Genomic DNA, 22,064 nt, shown 5'->3' with positions numbered 1-22,064 from the left:
CTAGTGCTCTCCCTCTAAAACAAATGACAAGCCACCTCATGCCCCTTCGCAATCTCCACCATCTTCGGTACTTCCTGCGCGCATTTTTCAGTGGCGAATTTGCAGCGCGTTCTGAATTTGCAGCCGGATGGTGAGTTTAGTGGGCTTGGCACTTCTCCCTCTAGGATGATCCGTTCTTTTCCTATGTTTGTTGGATCTGGTTCTGGCATAGATGAGAGTAGTGCTTGTGTGTATGGATGTGCCGGTTTTGTGTATAGGTCTTCGCTGTCGGCAATTTCTACTATGTTTCCTAGGTACATGACTCCGATTCGGTCTGATATGTGTCTTACCATGGATAGGTCATGCGCGATGAATAAATATGTGACGCCTGTTTCTTCTTGGATGTCTTGCAGCATGTTTACGACTTGTGCTTGGACGGAAACATCTAGTGCTGAGATTGGTTCGTCACATAGGATGAAATCTGGTTTTACAGATAGTGCGCGCGCAATGCTGATGCGCTGTCTTTGGCCTCCGCTAAATTCGTGCGGGTAGCGATATAAGTGTTCTTCTTTTAATCCTACCTTTTTCAGAAGGTCTAAAATGATTTCTTTTTGTTCTTCTTTTTCGTAAGAGCCGTGAATGTTCATTGGCTCGCTAATAATTTGGAATACGTTCATTGCCGGGTTTAATGATGCGTATGGATCTTGGAAAATGATTTGCATTCTTTTTCGATATTCTTTTAGTTCACTTTCCTTTAAACTTGCGATATCTTTTCCGTCAAACAAAACGTTACCTGAAGTGACATCGTGTAAGCGAATGATACTTCTTCCTGTCGTTGATTTTCCGCAGCCAGATTCTCCTACTAACCCGAATGTTTCACCCTTTTTAATAGTGAAGCTTAAGTCATCGACTGCTTTTAATTGCTCTGTTTTCCTGCCAAATAGTCCTTTTTTAATAGGAAAATACTTTTTTAAGTTCCGAACTTCAATTAAGTTTTCTTCATGCATGGAAATCACCTACCGCCCTATCGTTTAGCCAGCACATGGAACGTCGTTCGTTTCCGATTTCAAAATATGGTGGACGTTCTTTTTCACAAATATCCATCGCATACGGGCAACGCTCTGCGAATGGGCAACCTTGTGGCGGGTTTAATAAGTTTGGCGTTACACCTTGAATAGGAGCGAGTCTTTCTTTTCCGTTCGCTATTTTTGGCAAAGAGTTTAATAGCCCTTTCGTATATGGATGATTCGGCGATTGGAAAATATCAAGTACAGGTCCTTCTTCCATAATAAGCCCGCCGTACATAACGATAACGCGCGTACAGTTTTGTGCGACTATTCCTAAGTCATGCGTAATAAGAAGTAACGCCATGTTCGTTTCGTTTTTTAAGTTTTTCATTAAATCTAGTATTTGCGCCTGTATCGTTACATCAAGTGCAGTCGTCGGTTCGTCAGCAATAAGAAGGTCCGGATTACAAGACATCGCCATTGCGATCATAACCCGCTGCTTCATACCACCGCTTAGTTCATGCGGATATTGTTTTACCCTTTCTTCTGGTGACGAAAGGCCGACTTGTTTTAACAAGTTGATCGCAATCTGCTCTGCTTCTTTCTTTTTCACTTTTTGATGACGTATAATTACTTCCGTCATTTGTTTCCCAATTTTCACGACTGGATTTAGCGCTGACATTGGGTCTTGAGAGATAAGTGAAATTTGATTTCCTCTAATAGAACGTAATTCTTTTTCAGATTTAGAAAGTATGTTTTCATTATGAAAAAGGATTTCCCCTTCTTTCACTTTTCCTGGTGACGTAACGAGAGACATAACAGACTTCGCCATTACACTCTTTCCGCTTCCAGATTCCCCAACGATACCGACTACTTCTCCTTTATTTAAGCGAAATGTAACGCCGCGAACCGCTTCAACTTCGCCACTTTCTATGAAAAAAGAAGTCTTTAAATTTTTCACTTCTAGTAGTTTTTCAGACACGCTTCTCACTCCTTTCACTTAACACTTTAGTTTTCATGTCCGGCTCCTTTTGGTGCGAAAGCTTTCTTCAATGCTTCACCAATTACGTTAAAACTAAGTACCGTTAAAAGGATAAGGAATCCTGGGAAGAGTGTTAAATACCAAGCTTCACCAATATATCCTTGCGCATTGTTTAGCATGCTGCCCCAAGAAGAATCTGGTTCTCTAATACCTAAACCTAAAAAACTAAGTGATGATTCCATTAAAATCGATGTCGCAATTGTTAATGTCGCAGCGATAATAATGGTTGATAAAATGTTAGGAATGATATGTCTTACAATAATCATAAGTGATTTTTGTCCTGATACTTTTGCGTATAAAACGTACTCACGCTCTTTTACAGATAACGTTTCTGCCCTTACAATACGGGCGGTGTCCATCCATGTTAGTAATCCGATAATAAGAACTAACGTCGTAATTCCTGGTTTTAAATACGCATTTAATAGTAGCATTAAAAAGAATGATGGAATTGACATAAGTACTTCAACAACCCTCATTAAGAAGTTGTCTAACTTTCCACCAAAATATCCGCTAATTGTTCCAACTGCGGTACCGATTGTAATAGAAACAACCATCGCAAGAAAACCGACCGCAAGTGAAACTCGTCCGCCATATAACGCTCTCGTTAAGTAATCTCTTCCGTAATCATCCGTTCCGAAAGGATGACTCATACTTGGTTCTTGTAAGCGATCTGGAATCGACATTTTGCTAGGATCGTACGGCGATACGAATGCGAAAATTGATGCGACCGTTAAAATCGCAAGTATAATAACTCCCATTGCAACAAACTTATTTTTCGTAAAGCTATGTTTTATCGTTTGAAATCTCCTATTATTCATTCCAAATCACCCCCTCATTCGAATGCGCGGATCTACTACGCCATATAAAATATCAGCAATTAAGTTACCGAGAATTAACATGAATGATGATAGTAATGTAATTGCCATGATAATCGGATAATCAAATCTAAAAATAGCATTTACCCCCAGTGAACCAAGACCCGGCCATGAAAATACTGTTTCTGTAATAAACGCTCCGCCTACTAAACTTGGAATCGATAATCCGAAAATTGTAATGATCGGTATTAGTACATTTCGAAGTACGTGATTAAATAACACTGTTTTCTTTGAAGCGCCGTACGCATATTGAATTTGTACATATTCTTCTTCTAATTGCTGAATCGTACTTGAACGAATATATCTCATATAAACAGATACGTTTTGGAACGCTAGCACCATACAAGGTAAAATGCCGTGTTGCACAATATCCCAGACAGAATCTTTACCAACGGTGCGCATACCCATACTCGGAAGTAGGTTCAATTTTAAAGAGAATAAGTAGACTAATAGTAGTGCAAACCAGAAAACCGGCATAGAAATACCAACGTATGAAATAAAGTTTACAATGCGGTCAAAGAATGAATTCTTTTTCACACCTGTAAATAGTCCAAGCGGTATTGCGATTACGAATGAGACGAGTAAAGATGATCCCATTAACCCAATTGTTGCAGGTAATCTTTCTGTGATAAGTTCCAAAACAGGACGATGATTTTGAAGTGAGTAACCAAAGTTTCCTGTTAAAATGTTTTTTAACCATAAAAAATACTGCACGTAAATTGGTTGATCTAGTCCTAAACTTTTGCGAATACGCTCCACATCAATTGGACTCATGTTTGGCGTTACAAAGTTTCGAACCGGATCCCCCGGTGCTAGTTTTATTAATAGAAAAGAAATAATAGAAATAACAAATAAAAGCGGAATTGCATTTAAAAGCCTCTTCGCAATTACTTTATACACAAACTTCCCCCCTCAAGCTAAAGAAGCTGATTTCCACCAGCTTCTTTATTGTTTCTTATTTCACTTCATAAATCTTAGATAGATCTTCAAACATTGTGACAGGAATTGCTTTCGCTTCTTTTAATCCATCAAACTTTTTATCTACTGCAATAACTGCTTTCGGATACGCGATTGGTAGATAAGGTACGTCTTCTCTAGCTGTCTCTTGAATTTTATGGTATAGCTCTGCGCGTTTTGTTTTATCTGTCTCAACTGCAGCTTCTTCCCATAACTTATCGAAATCAGCGTTTTTATATCGTGCATAATTGTATTCAGCATTGCTTAAGAATAAGCTCTTATATGAATCTGGCTCAGGTCCCATTATGTAACCACCAAATGTAATGTCATATTCTTTATTCTCTTTATCTAAGCCTTTTTCACTTGCCGCACTAGCATCTAATGCATTTAGTTCAACTTCTAAGCCAACTTCTTTTAATTTTTGTTGTGTATATAACGCTAAGCTTTCCATAATTTTATTATTCGTTACATACATCACACGTACTTTTTCCTTATCTTTCACGCCAGCTTTTGCTAATAAATCTTTCGCTTCTTTTTTATCATACTTATAGTCTTTAATATCTTTCGCATAATACATAGCGTCTGGCGTTAAGATTGAATTTGCTGGTTCTGCAAATTCACCTGAAACGAATGCTGAGTTAATCATTTCTTTTTTATCTAACGCATGCGCAATTGCTTGACGCACTTCTTTTTTCTTCATAAGATCAGTATTCATGTTATAAGATAAGTAGAATAATCTACCTTCAGGGAATGTCACCATTGAGAAGTTCCCAGTGCTATCTAATTTCTTAAAGTCTTGCGGCTCAATCATCTTCATGTTGATTTGACCATTTTGCAGTGAAACATTTGCTGTATTACGGTCTTTTACAACTCGGTATACGATAGAGTCTAACTTAGCTTTCCCACCTACATAATCATCGAATCGATCTAATGCAACGTACTCATCTGATTTATACTCTTTAAATTTAAACGGCCCTGACCCTACAGGCTGTAAGTTTTTCTTACTCTTCGCTAAATCTGCTTCCCCTTCAAATACATGTTTCGGAATTGGGAAGAAATCATTCATCACACCTTCGAAAGATGCGCTTACTTGTGGTAAAACGAATTGAGTTGTTAACTCATCTACCTTTTTCACCTCAAGCGGCTTTCCTTTAAAAATAAAGTTTTCACGACTTGAGCTATTTTGCTTCTCATCCAAAATAGATTGGAATGTAAATGCTATATCGTCTGATGTAATTTTCTTACCATCATGCCATTTCAAATTATCTTTTAATTTCAATGTCCACGTTAATTGATCTTCTGAAGGCGTAAAGCTCTCAGCAAGAACAAACTTTTTCTTACCGTCTTCCATATGATATAGCGGCGCATATAAAGCTTGCTGCACAGTTAATGACACACGATCATTCGCATAAAGTGGATTCATCGTATCTGGATTATCGCTAACACCAATCGTTAACATTCCTCCATCTTTCGGAGTCCCTGATTTACTAGTGCCCGCTTGCTTCGAATCTTTTTCCCCTGAACAAGCAGCTAATGCAATAAATAATAGTAGGACAAATGGTAATACAAACAACTTCTTCTTCATATTTCGACCCCTCTCGACTATTTACACCTATAAGAAAACTCGGAATTAATACCGAGTTTTCTTATAGGTTTTAAATTACCACTACCGGTATGTATTGTCAAACTTTTTCGCAAAGGTAGAAAGTTTGTAATCTATTAATGCATTCTTGCGATAAAGTGAAACTTTAATCAGTGGAGGGTTTGTCCATCCCCCACTGATTATTAGTTGAACCAATCGGGCTTTTACGGGCAGCCCGACTCCCACCTAACTCCTCCGCATTCGCCGAGTTTTGAGGTGGGAGTCTTACTGCCCGTTAATGCGGGATAAACTATATTTATGCGGAGGAGAAAATAAAAAGACCACGAATAAGTAGCCTCATAAAATGAGTTAAAAAACTATCAACTTACAGAAAACCCCTCTAAAATGATTGTTTTATATGATCGAAAATGTAGAATGAAATTAAAGACAAAAAACACATTTAGGAGGTTATCATGACATTTGATGAATTGAAAAAAAATAAACCAACAACCTCATGGGTTGAGTATGATGAAGATGGGGAATTTTTTACTGAAGAAAATATAAGTGCAACAAATACAGTTCTTGACACTTACATTAACAACTTACAGCGATTAGGAGAGAATCCAACCGAAGTCGAAGTAATGCAAGTTGTTAAAGAGGTAGTTATTAAATTAAATGAATTAAATATCGAACATGAACATTTTATCGAAACAATGGAAAGAGAAGATCTCTATGAATTTATCGATACAGCAGCACGAATAGCTGGCTTAGAATCCGAGGAAGATATAACAGAAGAATGGCGTGAATGGTAAAAAGCTGTACCTCTAATTATTAGAGGTACAGCTTTTTTCATACACCAATTGAATGAATGATGTGATGTCCGCGCAGAATTCATATATTTAAACATAATATTAAAAGTATTTAATTATAAATACTAGCACACCCATCCTGACAAAAAAGACCACCAAAAGGCAGTCCCTCAAAACTCAATCTTATTCCCTACTCCTTGCTCCACCGCTCTCTCATACAAATACTTCGCAACGATAATATCTACTACCGCCAAACCAACTGATTTGAAAATAGTAATCTCTTCATCATTTTCGCGTCCAGCTTTTTCTTTGCTTATAATTTGACCAAGTTCAGCGTGAATGGCGTTTGCTTTGAATAGCCCTTCTTTTATTGGAACTTGAAGGTCTCCTGTTTCGTCTAGTGCTGCTTCTTTTGATTCGACTACTACTTTGTTTGCTTTAGCTATGGCATGTGAGGGTAGTTCTTGCATGCTCGGTTTGAATGAGCCGACGGCGTTTACGTGGACGCCTTTTTGTAGTTTTTCTGAGAAGACTGGTGTGGATGCGTTCGTAGTTGTGACGATGATGTCTGCTTCGCTTATTGCTTCATTTGCATTTGTGTGAACATATGCAGGTTTGTTGAATCTCTCTTGTATATACTCCGCAAATACATACGCCTTTTCTTCTGTTCGATTGTATAAAATGACTTTTTCGATAGCTCTTACCGCAAATACAGCTTCAGCAATTCCCTTCGCCTGTTCACCCGTCCCGATGATACATAAAGTTTTTGCGTTATGACGAGCTAAATATTTTGTCGCTACTCCTGATAAGGCGCCTGTTCGAATCATCGTTAAGTACGATCCTTCTAAAAGTGCGAGCGGTTCTCCCGTTTGAAAGTCTGATAGCATCACAATCCCGTTGATCGTTTTCTTTCCTACCTTTTTGTTCTCGGGGACTACTGTTACTACTTTTAAGCCAAGTGCCTCAAGCCCTTCCGCTACTGAAGGCATAATTAATGCCGTATTTTTCTCGTTCGCAAATGGTAATGAACCTCGAATTGGCGTGATTGTTCTTTCTGCGGAAAATTCTTTTAAAGCAAGCGCCGCGTATTCAATAACTTCATTCATATTTACTAAGTTTCTTTGTTCGTTCGCACTTATGACTAGCATATCTTTCCACCCCCTCCTTCTATCCTAACAAAAATCCACGGTTCAAATCATCTCTCGGGTCTACAACGAACTGATGAAATCCTGTAATAAAGGCATGCCCCGTTACTTTTGGAACGACAGCTTCATATGTATCTACTGCGGTTACCGACAATACTTCCCCCTCGAATTTCCCGTCAGTAATGCATTCATGGACGAAAATTTCTCCCTTTTGTAAAGCATCTTTTTCAAAAAGAGTTGCGATTCTCGCAGAAGTTCCTGTACCGCAAGGAGAACGGTCTACTTGCCCATCAGCAAAGATTGTTACATTTCGTAAAGTTGCGTCTTCCCCTTTCGGTTCATCTGAAAAAATAACGCCGTATATCCCTTTTAATCCTTCTTCAAGTGGATGCTTCACTTCCATTTTGCTCTCGATGTAGTGCTTAATTTTACCGCCCCACGCTTGAATAGCAGATAAGTCTTTGAAATCGACTTTCAAGCCAAATTCTTTACAGTCTACTACCGCATAAAAAGCTCCGCCAAACGCGATATCTACTTGAAATTCATAGTTATCTATTTTAATAGGAACGTCTTTTTTGTATACAAATGAAGGAACATTTTCAAATGATACGGACTCTACTTCGCTCCCGTTATATTTTGCATACGCAATGACTTCCCCAGCCGGGCTATCAATAATAAACTTTTGTTTTTCCCCCTTTACTTCAAACATACCCGTTTCAATTCCAACTGTAATAACAGCGATAATACCGTGCCCACACATCGTACTCCAGCCTTCATTGTGCATAAATAATACGCCAAAATCAGCGTGAGCACTTGCAGGCGGGGTAATAATACAACCATACATCCCGTGATGCCCCCTCGGTTCATACATAAGAACCTCACGAAGGTGGTCCAAATGTTCCATGCAGTAGACGCGTCTTTCCAGCTGCGTTTCTCCTTTTATTTCTGGCACTCCGCCCATAATAATTCGAAGCGGTTCCCCAGCTACGTGAGCATCAATTGTCGTGTACACTTTACTAACCTTCATTTCTATCTCTCCCCTATATGTTGATACTCTTTTCATTGCAAATATCATGCCAACGCATAGGGTATAAATTTGTATACATTGTTTAAAAAAGTATACATTACTGTCTATTTTTTTATACACTGTCCAGAGGCTATGTTATGGAGCCCCTTGATACAACCATTCTTATTATTTTCACTGGAAAGTTACTTCCACCCCCAACATATACTGTTCAAAAGCAAAAAGGAAGTGATCCCATGTATTACGGAACAAAGGGCTGGTACGTAGCTGAACTAAAAAAATTAGGCGTACGCTATCATGAAGGACGAAAACTAGAAAGTTACCGCGGACACATCTTGCGCAATTTACTACTTGCACAACAAGAGAAATTAAAAGAACAGTAACATTCTAATGTAACGATATCGGCGATTCTCGGAATATATCAGCGATTTTTTAAATTTATCAGCGATTCAACACAATATATCAGCGATTTTTTAAATTTATCGGCGATTCGACATGCAATATCGACTTACCGACAAATTTCGCTAATTCATCTACCTAAACCACCAACCAATTACACATCAATACAAACAAAAAAGGTCACCCAAACGGGTGACCTTTCTTTCTTATTCACAAACAAGAATCTGTCTAGTAAATGACCCTTTTCTTGTAATACAGCGATCTGTAATTTCAAATCCTGCTTCATGGATCATGTCGTCCATTGTTTCCATCGTGACAACGACTACTTTTTTCGCGATGCGGCGTGCACTTGAAAGAATTGATAGTTGATCTTCTGGTGTGGCGTGCGTAAATAGATCGTACGGCATATCGATAATGGCAACGTCGTAGTTCTCAGTAATTTCCTCGATTGGTCCTTTTGTTACTGTTCCTTCAAATCCGAAATGTGCGATATTTTTTCTTGTTCCAAGAACTACAAGTGGATTTATATCTCTACCAACGATGTTAATCCCCATAGAAAGTGCTTCTACTACTACTGTTCCAATACCGCAGCACGGGTCAATTGCTCGTACTCCCTCTGGATTTGGTACAGCGATATTTGCAACCGATCTCGCAACACGTGTGCTAAGTGATGTCGAATAACTATGCGGTTTTTTTATGTGATGATACCAAACGGGTTCGCTTTCTACATAGTGCCCGAAGTACCAGCGTCCTCCAAGAGGAACAATCCCGAATACACGCTCTGGATTACGAACATCCGCTTCTCCTTCAATATGCATGCCGAGGTCTCGTTCAATAAGACGTCTTTCTCCATATTCAATTTTATTCTCTCCAACGAGGTCATTGATTTTAACGAAGATAACTTTAAATGTCGCTCCCGCCAAATCAATTTGTTCCACTTGTTTTAAGATACTTTCTAAGTCGTCCCCTTCATACATAACCTCAACGCGCTCTTTTATAAACGCACTTCTACTCGGGTCAATTTTGACATCACTTTTTAAAATATTAACGTGGGACTCCATTCCAAAGAACGAGCGCATTTCCAAGTAACATAAAGCACGCTCCTCCTCACGAAATGCATACGTATATATACAGGCAGGTGTTTTACTATGATTATTCAATCTATTATCATCCTCTATCGTTTAAAATTGTTCTGATTACAATTACTCAAATACTTTTCTTTTGTATATAAAATTAAATGATATCATATGCCGGAAATAAAGAGAAACGTTAATAAATAAAAGAGACTGCCAATGGCAATCTCTTATTATTTATTAACGGAAAGAAGACACGTTGTTACCCATTTCTTCATAGTAATCTAAAATACCTTGATAAATTGCTTCCGCTGCACTTTGTCTCTGCGCTGGTGTAGCTATTTTATCTGCATCACTTTTATTATCTACAAATGCTAATTCTGCTAATACAGCTGGCATTGTATTTTCTCTAATTACGTATAAATCGCCTTTTTTCACACCACGATCTTTTGTTCCCAGTGCATCTACAAGACGCTCTTGAATTTTTTCTGCTAGTAAACGACTTTCTGATACGTTAGGATTTGTTCCTCTTGCTGTCGCTGATTCATAGTAAAACGTTTCTGTACCTTGCCCATTTTTACTTTCCGTACCATTACCATGGATACTTACAAAAATATCCCCATTATTTTTTTGAGCAAATTCTACACGTTTCTTTAAAGAATCAGAAGCACTTGTTCCTGGACGTGTATCATCTGTACGAGTGAATAACACAGTAAATGGTGTCTTTTTCTCAAATATCTTCTGTAATCGTAGTGATACATCTAATACAGTTTCACTTTCTTTCTCATAATAACCTGGATTACCTGAATCAACTCCACCATGACCTGGATCAATGATAATCGCTTTGCCCTCTAAGAAGTTACCTTGCTTCACTGGATTTAATTGATTTTTATTAACCCATTGGAAACCAGCGCCCATGCGGATACGAATCCAGCTGCCGTTCTCTTCAATAACAGTTACTTGCTGTGCGTTATGTGTTCCCATTACTTTTGAAGAAGAAGAAGCTTCTGCATAAGTAGTGAATCCTTCATTAATAACTTCTGTTTTCTCTACTAAAGGTGTCCATTTATCACCTTTACTTGTTGCAATTTTGATCCATCCATCTCGCTCTTCTTTAATTTCAACCATTTGTGGATTATGCTGATTTGCACTAATCCCAGAACTTAATGATGGTGCGTGATATGTAATGAATTTTCTATCTATGTACATTTTCTTTGTTTCTACTGGACGATCACTATTCTTGCTAAATTTATCTGTTTGCGCAGTAAGTTGAGCTGCTTGTTCACGCGTAATAGAATCATTCGGTTTCCAGCCATCCTCTGTACCTAAAGAAAGTTTTAATTCTACTAAAATATTAACTTCTTCTTTACCCCAATGATTCTCTAAATCAGCAAATTTTGTAGGAACTGGTCCTGTTACTTTGCTTTTCAGATTATATGCTCTTACAAGCATAGCTGCCATTTCAGCACGAGTTACTTTTCCTTCAGGATCAAATACTCCTGGTTCTCGCCCTTTAATAATATTCTCTTTTTCCATGGCTGCAATAAATGAAGCTGCCCAACTATTTTTTGCATCATTATAAGACGGCTTTGCATTTGGATCTATTTTAGCACCAATTGCTGTTGCGATAATCTTTGCTGCCTGAGCGCGTGTTAAATTTCCGTATGGCATAAAGTTACCATCTGGCATACCGTTAATTACATTTCTCTCTACTAAATAATAAATTGCGTCTTTTGACCACGCACTATCTGAAACATCAGGAAATTTCTTCGTTTCTGCTAAACTACTAATTGGATGTGCTAGTAAATTTGCTGCTAATAAACCTGCGGCTATTGCTTTGTACTTCATGAAAAATAAATCTCCTCTCAAAACTTCATATTCATTCATTTTTTTAATCAAGCTAACTAAAAAATATTAACTATTAATTAATTCCTTTCATAGTGTATAACATTATATATCTATAGTAAATACGTTTCCGGCCGTATAACAAAAATCGCATATATATAACTTATAATGAATGTATATAAAAAACTTTAATCAGCCCTCACCAATCGGGCTTTTACGGGCAGCCCGCCCCCATCTAACTTTTTTGCTTTCGCTGAATTTTGAGGTAGGAGTCTTACTGCCCGGCAAATAGCGGGATAAAAAAGCGATTAGGACATGTCTCCTAATCGCTTTGCCAAATAAAAAGCTGATTAAAAATAATATCTTTAATCAGCTCTCTATTATCTATGAAATTATTCTTCAATTAAATTAGACATTACATATGCATACACTAATGCTTCTGTATGCGCAATAGAACTTTCATGCGTACGTTCAAATGCGTGGGAAGAATCAATACCCGCTCCAATTAACGCATGTTTCACATCAAATCCCGCGCGAATCGCAGCTGATGCATCAGATCCGTAGTACGGATAAATATCTACTTTATATTCAATATGATTCGTTTTCGCAAGCTCTACTAAATGTTTGCGCAGTGCATAATGATACGGGCCGCTAGAGTCTTTTGCACAAATAGATACTGTATATTCATCAGATGCTTGTCCATCACCTAACGCTCCCATATCAACTGCTAAGTATTCAACAGTTTCTTCTGGAATGTTAGAGTTACCACCGTATCCAATCTCTTCATTATTAGAAATTAAGAAATGCGTCGTATATGGTAATGTTACGTTTTCATCTTGTAATCTTTTAATTAATTTTAATAAAATTGCAACACTTACTTTGTCATCTAAATGACGTGATTTTATGTATCCACTCTCTGTAATTTGAACGCGCGGATCAAATGAAATGAAGTCTCCTACTTCAATTCCTAATTCGCGTACTTCATCAGCTGAAAATACGCGCTCATCAATACGAACTTCAATATTTTTCTCATTGCGTTTTGCTTCACCTGCATCTTTATATACATGTACAGATGTTTGATGCATTAAAATCGTTCCTGTATATGTCTTGCCACTTGATGTTTCAATTTCGCAATATTCCCCTTCTACAGAGTTCCAGCGAAATCCACCAATCATAGAAAGACTCAGGCGACCATCAGGCTTAATTTCTTTCACCATCGCACCTAACGTATCAACGTGTGCCGTTAATAAGCGGTGCTGCGCATCATTCTTCCCTTTTACCGTTAAAATAAGAGCTCCCTTATTATTACGTTTCGTTTCTACGTTCCACTCACTGACATAGTTTTCAATGAAATTAATAATTTTTGCTGTATTTCCAGATGGACTTGGAATAGAGACAAGCTCCTTAATCAGTTCCATCGTTTCTTTCGTATGGTGTGCCATTGTCGTTTCCTCCTCATTTTCTCTACTATTCAGTATACAAAATTCGCCAGAAAACCTCTACTTATATGGCCTAATTTTCTAAATTGTAGTAAAATTCTTTTTAGTATACAAAAGGAGCCTTGAAATATGAATATATCAAAAAAATATATACACATTGCACTCATTTGGTTTTTAGCATCATTATTTTGTTTACAAATCTCTTATGCCATTCATACTACTACTTCTATTACAATCGGCTGGATATTAACAGCTATCTTCTTCATTATTAGCTTCATTGCAACAAGAAAGCATAGCGTTACTCAGTAACGCTATGCTTTTCCTATAAAACTATTCTTCTGAAACGTCTAATAAATAAATCCCTCTTTCAAATCCACCGCGCTCTATCTCTTTTTGCTTACGAAGGCGTTCTACATCTTCAATCGATGCACCTTCTGCACGTGCTAATGAGATGATAACTTCTAGCGCATCCGCAAGAGAATCTAGCGCATGTTCTCGTTCTTTCATAGAAGCAAATTCACGAATTTCTTCCGTTCCAATTTTCGCTAAAGCTTGTATGTATGCTTGACCTGTTAATTTTTGTGCTGTATATGTTTTTCCAGACATTAAAATCTTCTCTGGAACACGATCTCTTACTAACTTGTTATATGCTGACATCATTCATCCTCCTATATTTAATAACATCCGAGCTCTGCTTTATAGAAAAACCATTTTTTCTTCACGCACGCACTTAACATATCAATTCCTGATCCATGTGCTCTTACATGCGGAAAGAAATAGTGCTCTAAGTTTTCTTCCTTACCATATAGAGTTTGGTACTCATCTGGAATCGCTTCTTTTTTCACATCTTTTTCTTTCGTCACCCCGTCAGAAAATGCAACACTTGGATGTCCCTCAAAAAATAACGCAGTCCGAACTGCCAAAGATGGTGTACTATGCAAAACAGAATATGTAAGCAGAATAATAGTGATAACACCAATTATTTTCTTCATGTATTACTCCTAAAAAAAAGTGCTAACACAATTATACTAAAATGTGTTAGCACTTTCTCCCCTTTATCCCGAATTAACGAGCTAATAATTAGTGAGGAATGGACAAACTTTATTCCCCTTTAAATGCTGGTAAACGTTTCTCTAAAAACGCAGCAATTCCTTCTTTATGATCCGCTGTTTGTCTCATTGCATATTGACCACGCTTTTCTAATTGCAATGTTTGCTCTAAATTAGAGCGATTTACTTCACATAAAATTTGCTTCGTTTGAATCATTGCTTTAATCGGTTTTTGTGACCATTCATTAATTTTTTGTTTCACAGCCGTTTGGAAATCTTCGCCGATTACTTCATCAATTAAGCCGATATCAAGCGCTTCTGTCGCTGATAACTTCTTACCTTCCCAAATAATTTGCTTCGTCATATTTTCACCGACACGCTTTTGAAGGAAGAAATGACCGCCTCCATCTGGAATTAAAGCGATTCCAATAAAGTTCATTGCAATAACAGATGATATATCCGCCATTACATAATCAGCTGTTAACGCAATACTTAACCCAAGACCTGCAGTCGGTCCATGAATTGCACTAATAACAAGCTTTGGCATCGTATATAATGTCACGACAACTTCAGAAATGGTATTCATAATGCCATCAAACTTACTTTCATCATTACTTGAAAGCATCGATTTAATATCCCCACCCGCAGAAAAACCACGGCCGTTCCCGCATAACACAACGATATGCGCAGAACTTTCCGCTACTTCTTTCAACTTTTGTAATAACTCTTTTAAGGTCGGCTCATCCAACGCATTTAACACCTCTGGGCGATTGACCATAACCGTTGCAACGTGGCCTTCATATTTCACAACGACAGATTCTGTTTTACTTGTTATTTCCATTATATATACCCCTCTTTTCTCCATAAAGATTATACTTATATAATTATAGAAAACCACTGAAAAATCCTTCTTTTTTCTCAATTTTCTGTCTAATAATCTCGCAATTTGTACATTTACCGTATAAAACATACAATTCCGTTGAAAAATATAGAAATTAAAGTCGGTTTATCCATGCTTTTCATCTATTTACCATTACAATGAAATGGTGTATTCTTAAGTTTGATAAAAAACAAATATTGAAATTCATTCGCCTTACTATGTAAAAAAGGCTTTATACCCATCTTTTGGGTGTTGTAATAAAGGAATGAAGAACTGGAGGAACATATGGTTAATAAGTTGAAACAAACGGATAACTACTTCCCACATTTCCTATTGCTATTCATTGTGTTTCAACCAATTTTAGATTTATTAACATCTTTTTCAATCTATATACTACACATGAGCGCAACAGTTGGAGTTGTAGTCCGTTTCGCCTTTATGCTTCTTGCATTAGGGTACCTACTTCTTCATCACAAACAACAAGATGCGAAAAAGTACATCCTCTATTTATGCTTACTCGGAATCGCACTCGCAATTGGTCTTGTAAATAATATGATGGTTAAATCTCCAGTTTCATTTGGAGAAGAAGTTAAATTCATCTTAAAGAGCGTATATCCAATTGTGCTACTGTTTGGATATATTATCGCCTTTAAAGAGCTAAAAAATAAAGAGTATGTATTTCATAAAATCATTACATATTTCTTATATGCAACTTTAATTTTAAGCATTACAATGATTGTCGCAATGCAAACTGGAACGGATTTCCCAAGCTATCCTCACTCAAAAATCGGTTCAAGAGGTTGGTTCTTCGCTGGAAATGATTTAAGTTCTCTTTTCGCCATTATGTTCCCAATCATTGTCTTATATTCGATTCATAAAACAACTTCTTTCTCGAAAATATATTACTGGATTCCAACAATACTTGCGATGTATGCAAGTATTATGGTCGGAACGAAAGTCGGATATGGCGCAATTGTTATTACATTAGGCGTAGCACTTTTCTTCTCATTCATTGAATATATGATAAATCGTAAAAAAGAAGGAAAAGGATTCACACATATTGTAAATACCGTTGTTGTCGCAGTTATACTAGGAGGTTTAATCGCTCTTACACCGCATACTCCTATCGCAAAAAATATGGGCATTCACATGCAAATATACGAATACAAAAAATCAGTGCAAGAAGAGAAAGATCGAAAAGAAGGAAAAGTAATTAAAGCAGATCCAGAAGATGCAAAAAAACATGCAAAAGGTGAACTTACAGATTCTGAAGTAAAAAGTTTAATTTACAGTGATCGCGACAAATTCTTAAAAACATACAAACAATACTATAAAGACGCACCGCTTTCACAAAAACTATTCGGAATGGGTTACGCTGGTAACTACACAGATAAAATTAAATTAATTGAAATGGACTTCCATGACCTATTTTTCGCCTTTGGAATTGTCGGTTTCCTTATTTACTTAATACCTCTTCTATACTTTGGTATTAAATTATTTATCCGCATGATCACAAACTTTAAGAAAATCATGAGCGTAAAGTATATGCTATTAGCAAGCACACTCGTTCTATCACTTGGCATTGGCTTTATGTCTGGCCACGTATTAACAGCGCCAGCCGTTAGTATTTTCTTCGTTGTTATACTCGCTTATATCATTGTTGATTTTGAAATTGAATAAAGTGAAACTTTAATCAGTGGGGGGGTTGTTCATCCCCCACTGATTATTAGTTGAACCAATCGGGCTTTTACGGGCAGTTCATCCCCCACCTAACTTCCTTGCTTCCACTGAATTTTGAGGTGGGGGATTACTGCCCGTTAATGCGGGATCAAAAGAAGGTGCTACGAAATATTAGTAGCACCTTCTTTTTTATTTAATTAATGTTTTACGTATTCTAAACTTTCTTTTGCAATATACGCTTCTGTTACAGTAGGATTATCTGAAATAACTTTAACCCACGCTTTTCCATTTATTATCTCTTCACCAGTAACTGTGACAACTACATTTGTATTTAAACGATACAGTCGCTCATTTGATATACTAGGATTCTTTTTCACTTCCACGTTATTCATCACACGTGCAAGTTTGTACTTGTTGTATTCTTTTTTACCTAAATAAGAATCAAAACGGTTCATATGCCCCGCTACTTTTTTACCCCAGTTCGCATCAGATGCATATTTCGCATTTAAACCAGCAGCTTTATCACCTGTATATGTTGCTGTATAACGCCAATGTCCTGGATTTAAATATCCTTCATTCATGTATAATTTTGCTGCATGTTCAATACAATCTTCTTTTGAATTGAATGCTTCTCCGTTACCATACGGACTATCGTCTGTTGCTTTTAAACCAAATAAATTATTTTTGTCTTTTGCAAGAGCGCTTGTTCCATAATAACTTTCATGAATTGCTAATGAATATAAGAATAGTGCATTTACATTATACTTGCTTTCTACTTCTTTAAATTTCTTTCCTAAACCAATTAATGGAGAGTCTGGCTTAATCGATTTCACATAACTATCTAGTTGTTCAGCTGTATAATCTGTTTTCGAACGTAATGATAAATAATTGAAATATTGATAGAAAGTTTCGTCTCCAAATGTCTTTCCATCTACACTATACATTTGCTGTCCTTGCTTCATGAAAGAAGGTGCCACACCATATCTAAATTCTGTATATCCAGGTGAACTTGTATTATATGTATAATATTTATGGTATAAATATCCATCTGATTTCACATAATAAGACGACTGTTTCATTTCATTTGTAGGAATTAAAGTGATTTCATTCTTCTTCACATAACCTGTTAAACCAGAAAGTTGAACTTTCACACGATCTTCGCCAACTTCTAACACTTTCAATTCTGTTCCATACTGAATATACGTATATACTGTTGACAAATTCTCATCATAAATATTAATGATGTTTTGCCCAGTTATTCTTTTCGCACTTGCAAAACCATCTTTAATCCATAAAAATTCGTTCTCGTATTTTACCGCATTCATACCTTTATTTTGAGCAGCCGTAACCGCTTCTTTATACGTATTATAGCGCTCTACTTCTTGCTCTGTTCCGTTTTCTCTTACATTTGTCACAACATATTTCTTAGTTTCTACAGGATTGCTATTTCCGTTTTTTTCAATCGTCTGAAGCATACGATCCAACATAGCTGAAGCCATCCCTCTTGTAGCTGATAAATGTGGTCTAAATGTATTATCTTCTGGATACCCTTTAATAATTTGAGTGGCCACCATAACTTGTACATGCTCTTTATAGTTAATACTATCTTTATCAGTAAAGGTAAGCGGACTTACAGCTACTTTAATATTTTTATAGTCTAACGCTCGCTTTACCATTATCGACATTTCTTCACGTGTAATCACATCATTTGGTGAGAATGTCTCGTTCGTACGACCATTAATAATTTTCGCTCCATATGCTCTACTTACACCATCATATAAACCGTAAGTCTTCGGCACATCCTCGAAATTCGAATCAGCTTTCGGTAAATTTAAAGCCCTTGCTATGAATGTAGCAAACTCTGCTCTTGTTACTAATTTATCAGGCGCATATACATTGTCTCCATACCCCATTAAAACTCCTTTAGTAATAAGTGAGCGCATATTCGTCTCAAACATATGTCCTGTAATATCATCATTTGCCGCATAACTTGAAATAGGAGTTAAAAGTAATGATCCCGTTAATGCCACTGCTGTTATACCTTTTGAAAAAGTCTTCAAGTTTACCCTCCTCGTAATCTACGAATTTATTATCACAAATTTGATTATATAATAATCGCAATCATTTTAGCATAATAAATAGGAATTAAAATAAAACGTTTTTGTAATTAGAATTTTCATTAAATTCAAAACAAAAATAAAAGACACTTTACTTTTTTAATAAAGTGCCTTTTTCCATATGATCAATGAGTTTCTTTGTTGCCTGTTTGCCTTGCAACCGAAGCTCATCTATTGTCAATTGTAACTCTTGCTGCACAGTTCCTTGTTGCATTAATTGCTTTTTCGCAATTTCATATAAATACTCAGCACTCCATTCGCCATCCACACTCCCTATAACTGGCTGATTCACTTGACTTAAAAACGAATCAATTTTCGGATCGTATGAAATCCCGACCATTGGAGTTTTGGCTACGGCAGAAAAAACAAGTGCATGAAGACGCATACCAATTAGTAATGAACATTGTGATAAAATGAATATTTTCTCGTCGATATCCATTTTATACGGAAGCATATACGTCTCTTCTCCCATTAAGTCTACTACTTCACGCGAAGCTTTTTGATCAAATGGCTCATGCATTGGAACAAATAGAATTTGGTATCCTTCTTGCTTTAATTTTTTTAGTGCCGCAGCTAATTTTTTTATATAATCTTCTTTTGCATTCCAATAACGCACACTAACCGCAATTACTTTTCCATGTATCGAATGCTTTTGCAACCAATCCGATTGTTTTGTCCGTTTCCATGTTAAAACAGGGTCTGGAACAATTTCAATATCGTTTTTTATGCCAAGTTCTTTTAAATATAAAAACGAATCCTCATCTCGAACTGATACATAGGAAGCTTTTGACAAGTTCCATTTTACTAATAGACGATTATATCCTTTTGTAATTGGACCTATTCCTTGTGAATAAATATAATACGGCTTTTTTAATAATCGAGCGAGTCCCATAATACCCGTATAATATAGAATACTCTTCGTACTTGTCTGATCTTGAAGAAGGCTCCCGCCACCGCTAATAACTCCATCACTGTTTTTTATCGCATGATAAACAGCTTTTATATCCCAGCGATCTACCGATTCTACACCATACATTTCCTTTGTATATTTAGAATCATTTGATAGTACTACTAGTTCTATATCCGGGTTCTCTTTACTTAACGATTCAATAATTGATTGTAGAATCGCCTCGTCTCCAACATTATAAAAACCATAATATCCTGATAAGACTAAACGCACCCTAAATCTCCTCCAAAACTAGGTAACCGTTTATTTCATCTAACATAAACTAGTACCCATTCCTTACCTAAACACTTGATACCCTACATAGTTTCCTCTTTATCAGTTCATATGAATTATAATAAAAAATTAAATTTCTATATTTATCTTTTCAAAAATGGTATTTTGTTTATTGATATCCATTTTAATTTCAAAGCACATACACCATACAAAATGGTTGTAATACTTAATGCTATACCACTGAATAATAACGTCATAATTCTTGAAGTTGTAACATCTATCACATTACATAATTCATACAATCCTAGTCCCAAAATACATGCTATTGCTAGCACACCGAAAAAGCTTTTTAAATGAATAGAATAGGCAATATAGCTTCGAATATACAAATGATTTACAATACAAATCAATACGTAAGTAATTAGTGTACTATACGCCGCTCCATCTATGCCAAACTTCTGCACGAACATAATGTTTAACATGACTTTCACACAACTCGCACCAATAACAATCCATGCAGCTTGTGCAGAACGGTTAATGCCCTGTAAAACACCTATTGATAATACCATAACCGCAGTAAAATACGAACTGCCAATCATAACGGTTAACATACTACTGCCTTTTACATCTGTGAACAATCCGACATTTAACGGTACTGTTAATGCCATCAACCATATTGTTAACGGTGCTGTCAAAACATGCGCTAGTCGATTTGTATTTTGAATTGTTATTTTCGCCAAATTTATATCTCTTTTGGCCAATGCGGAAGTTAAGAGTGGTATTAACGGAAATACAATTGCACTTGCAAAAATAACAATTATTTGCGTGAATGCAAAACCGCGACTGTATATTCCAAATTGTTCTTGAATTTCTGTTGATGATCCTTGTAATACATGCGGTATTGTAAGCGAGTCTACTAAATTTAAAAGTGGCATTGATAAAGCTCCGATAGCGATTGGGATCGATACCCGCAATATCTTTTTGCCGTTTTCTCTTAAATCTCGGAGCGAATAGGAATTGCTTTTATTGTAGTATGGACTTCTATTATATTTTATACGCAAATATATAAGCGAACTAATGACTCCAAGAAAAGAGCCAACCATCGCACCACTAGTAATAACAGTATTACTCTTATCCCATGATACTAGTATGTAAGCAATTATTAACATAAAAAACACACGTACAAATTGCTCAATGACCTGTGATACCCCTGTTGGTTTCATATCACCGAAACCTTGAAAATACCCTCTATACACCGCCATGTATGGCGCAATGAGTAATGCTAATGAAGTAATAAGCAACGGCATTCTAGTTTCTTGTCCACCGAGCATATTCGCAATTTCAATAGAAAATAATACAATGACTAAACAGCCGAAAACGCCAAATGCTATCCCAATAATTGACGCTGATTTAAATAATTTCGCAATTTCCTTTTGCTTATTTTTTTCGTTCAACTCTGCAATTAGTTTCGAAATTGCAAGTGGAACTCCGGCTACCGATAATGTAAGAGCAATCATATATACAGGAAAAACAAGGCGAAAAATACCGAGCACTTCATCTCCTGCAATATTTTGTAATGGAATTTGAAAAAAACTACCAAGCAATTTTGACAAAAAAGTTGTAATGGTTAAAATTGCTGCTCCTTTTACAAATGTTTTATTCATATTTTTTCTCTTTTCTTTTATACATATACTCTCAAACATATTGTTTTAAGCGATAGGGATTCATTTTATCCCATTGGTTATCATAACAAATTTATTATAGGTTGAATACTTGGTTTTTTTTTCAAAATAGAAAAGCGAACCCATTTAAGCCTGTCTCTTCACAATATTTTTCTAATTCCTTCCATTATATATGTACACACTATAAGCGTTTCTGTTACGCCAAAAGAGCCCTTCCTCTCTGTCACTGCGATACATATTACTAAAAACATTATAAAAACATCCCACAACTCTACATTATAATTTATGTAAAATTGTGAG

At 36.4% G+C, this 22,064-nt stretch carries 20 protein-coding genes; 4 read left to right on the top strand and 16 right to left on the bottom strand.

The window, feature by feature from the left end:
* Positions 1 to 14: 14 nt before the first annotated feature.
* From NST86_RS04640 to NST86_RS04620, 5 genes are read right to left on the bottom strand one after another with little or no spacing between them, the layout of a single operon-like run.
* Positions 15 to 986, bottom strand: coding sequence for an ABC transporter ATP-binding protein (locus NST86_RS04640; protein WP_000544129.1), 972 nt, complete (start codon positions 984 to 986; stop codon positions 15 to 17).
* Entirely contained in the window at positions 979 to 1,968 is a 990-nt protein-coding gene (locus tag NST86_RS04635) for an ABC transporter ATP-binding protein (RefSeq protein WP_340933226.1), read from the bottom strand. The genes NST86_RS04640 and NST86_RS04635 overlap by 8 nt, the downstream gene beginning before the upstream one ends.
* A gap of 26 nt (positions 1,969 to 1,994) precedes the next feature.
* Complete coding sequence (locus tag NST86_RS04630; protein ID WP_001065278.1) at positions 1,995 to 2,846, bottom strand: ABC transporter permease; 852 nt, start codon at positions 2,844 to 2,846, stop codon at positions 1,995 to 1,997.
* Between the two features lie 6 nt (positions 2,847 to 2,852).
* Positions 2,853 to 3,803, bottom strand: coding sequence for an ABC transporter permease (locus NST86_RS04625; RefSeq protein WP_000278778.1), 951 nt, complete (start codon positions 3,801 to 3,803; stop codon positions 2,853 to 2,855).
* Positions 3,804 to 3,858: 55 nt separating this feature from the next.
* Positions 3,859 to 5,445 (bottom strand): ABC transporter substrate-binding protein, encoded by a 1,587-nt coding sequence (locus NST86_RS04620; RefSeq protein WP_227593430.1) that lies wholly within the window; start codon positions 5,443 to 5,445, stop codon positions 3,859 to 3,861.
* Between the two features lie 470 nt (positions 5,446 to 5,915).
* Between NST86_RS04620 and NST86_RS04615 the strand changes: the two genes are divergently transcribed.
* Positions 5,916 to 6,254: a hypothetical protein gene (locus tag NST86_RS04615; RefSeq protein WP_000141783.1), complete on the top strand. Its 339-nt coding sequence runs from the start codon at positions 5,916 to 5,918 to the stop codon at positions 6,252 to 6,254.
* Positions 6,255 to 6,421: 167 nt separating this feature from the next.
* Here the strand turns inward: NST86_RS04615 and NST86_RS04610 are convergent, their stop codons facing one another.
* Both NST86_RS04610 and NST86_RS04605 read right to left on the bottom strand, forming a co-directional pair.
* Complete coding sequence (locus NST86_RS04610; RefSeq protein ID WP_061664297.1) at positions 6,422 to 7,399, bottom strand: ornithine cyclodeaminase family protein; 978 nt, start codon at positions 7,397 to 7,399, stop codon at positions 6,422 to 6,424.
* Between the two features lie 19 nt (positions 7,400 to 7,418).
* Positions 7,419 to 8,423, bottom strand: a complete 1,005-nt coding sequence (locus NST86_RS04605) for a proline racemase family protein (protein ID WP_061664296.1) — start codon at positions 8,421 to 8,423, stop codon at positions 7,419 to 7,421.
* 137 nt (positions 8,424 to 8,560) lie between these two features.
* Between NST86_RS04605 and NST86_RS04600 the strand changes: the two genes are divergently transcribed.
* Positions 8,561 to 8,803: a YflJ family protein gene (locus NST86_RS04600; RefSeq protein WP_103572747.1), complete on the top strand. Its 243-nt coding sequence runs from the start codon at positions 8,561 to 8,563 to the stop codon at positions 8,801 to 8,803.
* A 222-nt stretch (positions 8,804 to 9,025) separates the two neighbouring features.
* Here NST86_RS04600 and NST86_RS04595 read toward each other — a convergent pair whose 3' ends face one another.
* From NST86_RS04595 to NST86_RS04585, 3 genes are all read right to left on the bottom strand, one after another.
* Complete coding sequence (locus NST86_RS04595) at positions 9,026 to 9,979, bottom strand: TRM11 family SAM-dependent methyltransferase (protein WP_001059316.1); 954 nt, start codon at positions 9,977 to 9,979, stop codon at positions 9,026 to 9,028.
* A 153-nt stretch (positions 9,980 to 10,132) separates the two neighbouring features.
* On the bottom strand, positions 10,133 to 11,740 hold the full coding sequence (locus NST86_RS04590) for an N-acetylmuramoyl-L-alanine amidase (protein ID WP_000875324.1): 1,608 nt from the start codon (positions 11,738 to 11,740) through the stop codon (positions 10,133 to 10,135).
* A 389-nt stretch (positions 11,741 to 12,129) separates the two neighbouring features.
* A complete protein-coding gene (locus tag NST86_RS04585; protein WP_086424016.1) occupies positions 12,130 to 13,179 on the bottom strand; it encodes a M42 family metallopeptidase in 1,050 nt (349 codons plus the stop codon).
* A 126-nt stretch (positions 13,180 to 13,305) separates the two neighbouring features.
* Between NST86_RS04585 and NST86_RS04580 the strand changes: the two genes are divergently transcribed.
* On the top strand, positions 13,306 to 13,485 hold the full coding sequence (locus tag NST86_RS04580; protein ID WP_001027085.1) for a hypothetical protein: 180 nt from the start codon (positions 13,306 to 13,308) through the stop codon (positions 13,483 to 13,485).
* Positions 13,486 to 13,506: 21 nt separating this feature from the next.
* On the opposite strand, the gene NST86_RS04575 is transcribed toward NST86_RS04580, so the two are convergent.
* The 3 genes from NST86_RS04575 to NST86_RS04565 all read right to left on the bottom strand — a co-directional run bounded on the left by NST86_RS04575 (position 13,507) and on the right by NST86_RS04565 (position 15,090).
* Positions 13,507 to 13,833 (bottom strand): nucleoside triphosphate pyrophosphohydrolase, encoded by a 327-nt coding sequence (locus NST86_RS04575; RefSeq protein ID WP_001277350.1) that lies wholly within the window; start codon positions 13,831 to 13,833, stop codon positions 13,507 to 13,509.
* A 17-nt stretch (positions 13,834 to 13,850) separates the two neighbouring features.
* Positions 13,851 to 14,168, bottom strand: a complete 318-nt coding sequence (locus NST86_RS04570; RefSeq protein WP_086424015.1) for a hypothetical protein — start codon at positions 14,166 to 14,168, stop codon at positions 13,851 to 13,853.
* Positions 14,169 to 14,277: 109 nt separating this feature from the next.
* Complete coding sequence (locus NST86_RS04565; RefSeq protein WP_001999174.1) at positions 14,278 to 15,090, bottom strand: enoyl-CoA hydratase; 813 nt, start codon at positions 15,088 to 15,090, stop codon at positions 14,278 to 14,280.
* A gap of 300 nt (positions 15,091 to 15,390) precedes the next feature.
* Here NST86_RS04565 and NST86_RS04560 point away from each other — a divergent pair, with 300 nt between their 5' ends.
* Positions 15,391 to 16,785, top strand: coding sequence for an O-antigen ligase family protein (locus NST86_RS04560; protein WP_016117271.1), 1,395 nt, complete (start codon positions 15,391 to 15,393; stop codon positions 16,783 to 16,785).
* Positions 16,786 to 16,982: 197 nt separating this feature from the next.
* On the opposite strand, the gene NST86_RS04555 is transcribed toward NST86_RS04560, so the two are convergent.
* The 3 genes from NST86_RS04555 to NST86_RS04545 all read right to left on the bottom strand — a co-directional run bounded on the left by NST86_RS04555 (position 16,983) and on the right by NST86_RS04545 (position 21,746).
* The gene (locus NST86_RS04555) at positions 16,983 to 18,845 is read right to left on the bottom strand and encodes an S-layer homology domain-containing protein (RefSeq protein ID WP_000847506.1); all 1,863 of its coding nucleotides are present in this window, start codon (positions 18,843 to 18,845) and stop codon (positions 16,983 to 16,985) included.
* A gap of 148 nt (positions 18,846 to 18,993) precedes the next feature.
* Positions 18,994 to 20,082: a polysaccharide pyruvyl transferase CsaB gene (gene csaB / locus NST86_RS04550; protein WP_001241591.1), complete on the bottom strand. Its 1,089-nt coding sequence runs from the start codon at positions 20,080 to 20,082 to the stop codon at positions 18,994 to 18,996.
* Positions 20,083 to 20,225: 143 nt separating this feature from the next.
* Positions 20,226 to 21,746: a putative polysaccharide biosynthesis protein gene (locus tag NST86_RS04545; protein ID WP_016117270.1), complete on the bottom strand. Its 1,521-nt coding sequence runs from the start codon at positions 21,744 to 21,746 to the stop codon at positions 20,226 to 20,228.
* Positions 21,747 to 22,064 lie beyond the last annotated feature (318 nt).

Source organism: Bacillus sp. FSL L8-0199 (assembly GCF_038005705.1).
Classification (GTDB): Bacteria; Bacillota; Bacilli; order Bacillales; family Bacillaceae_G; genus Bacillus_A; species Bacillus_A cereus.
This window is presented reverse-complemented; position numbering and strand designations above follow the sequence as displayed.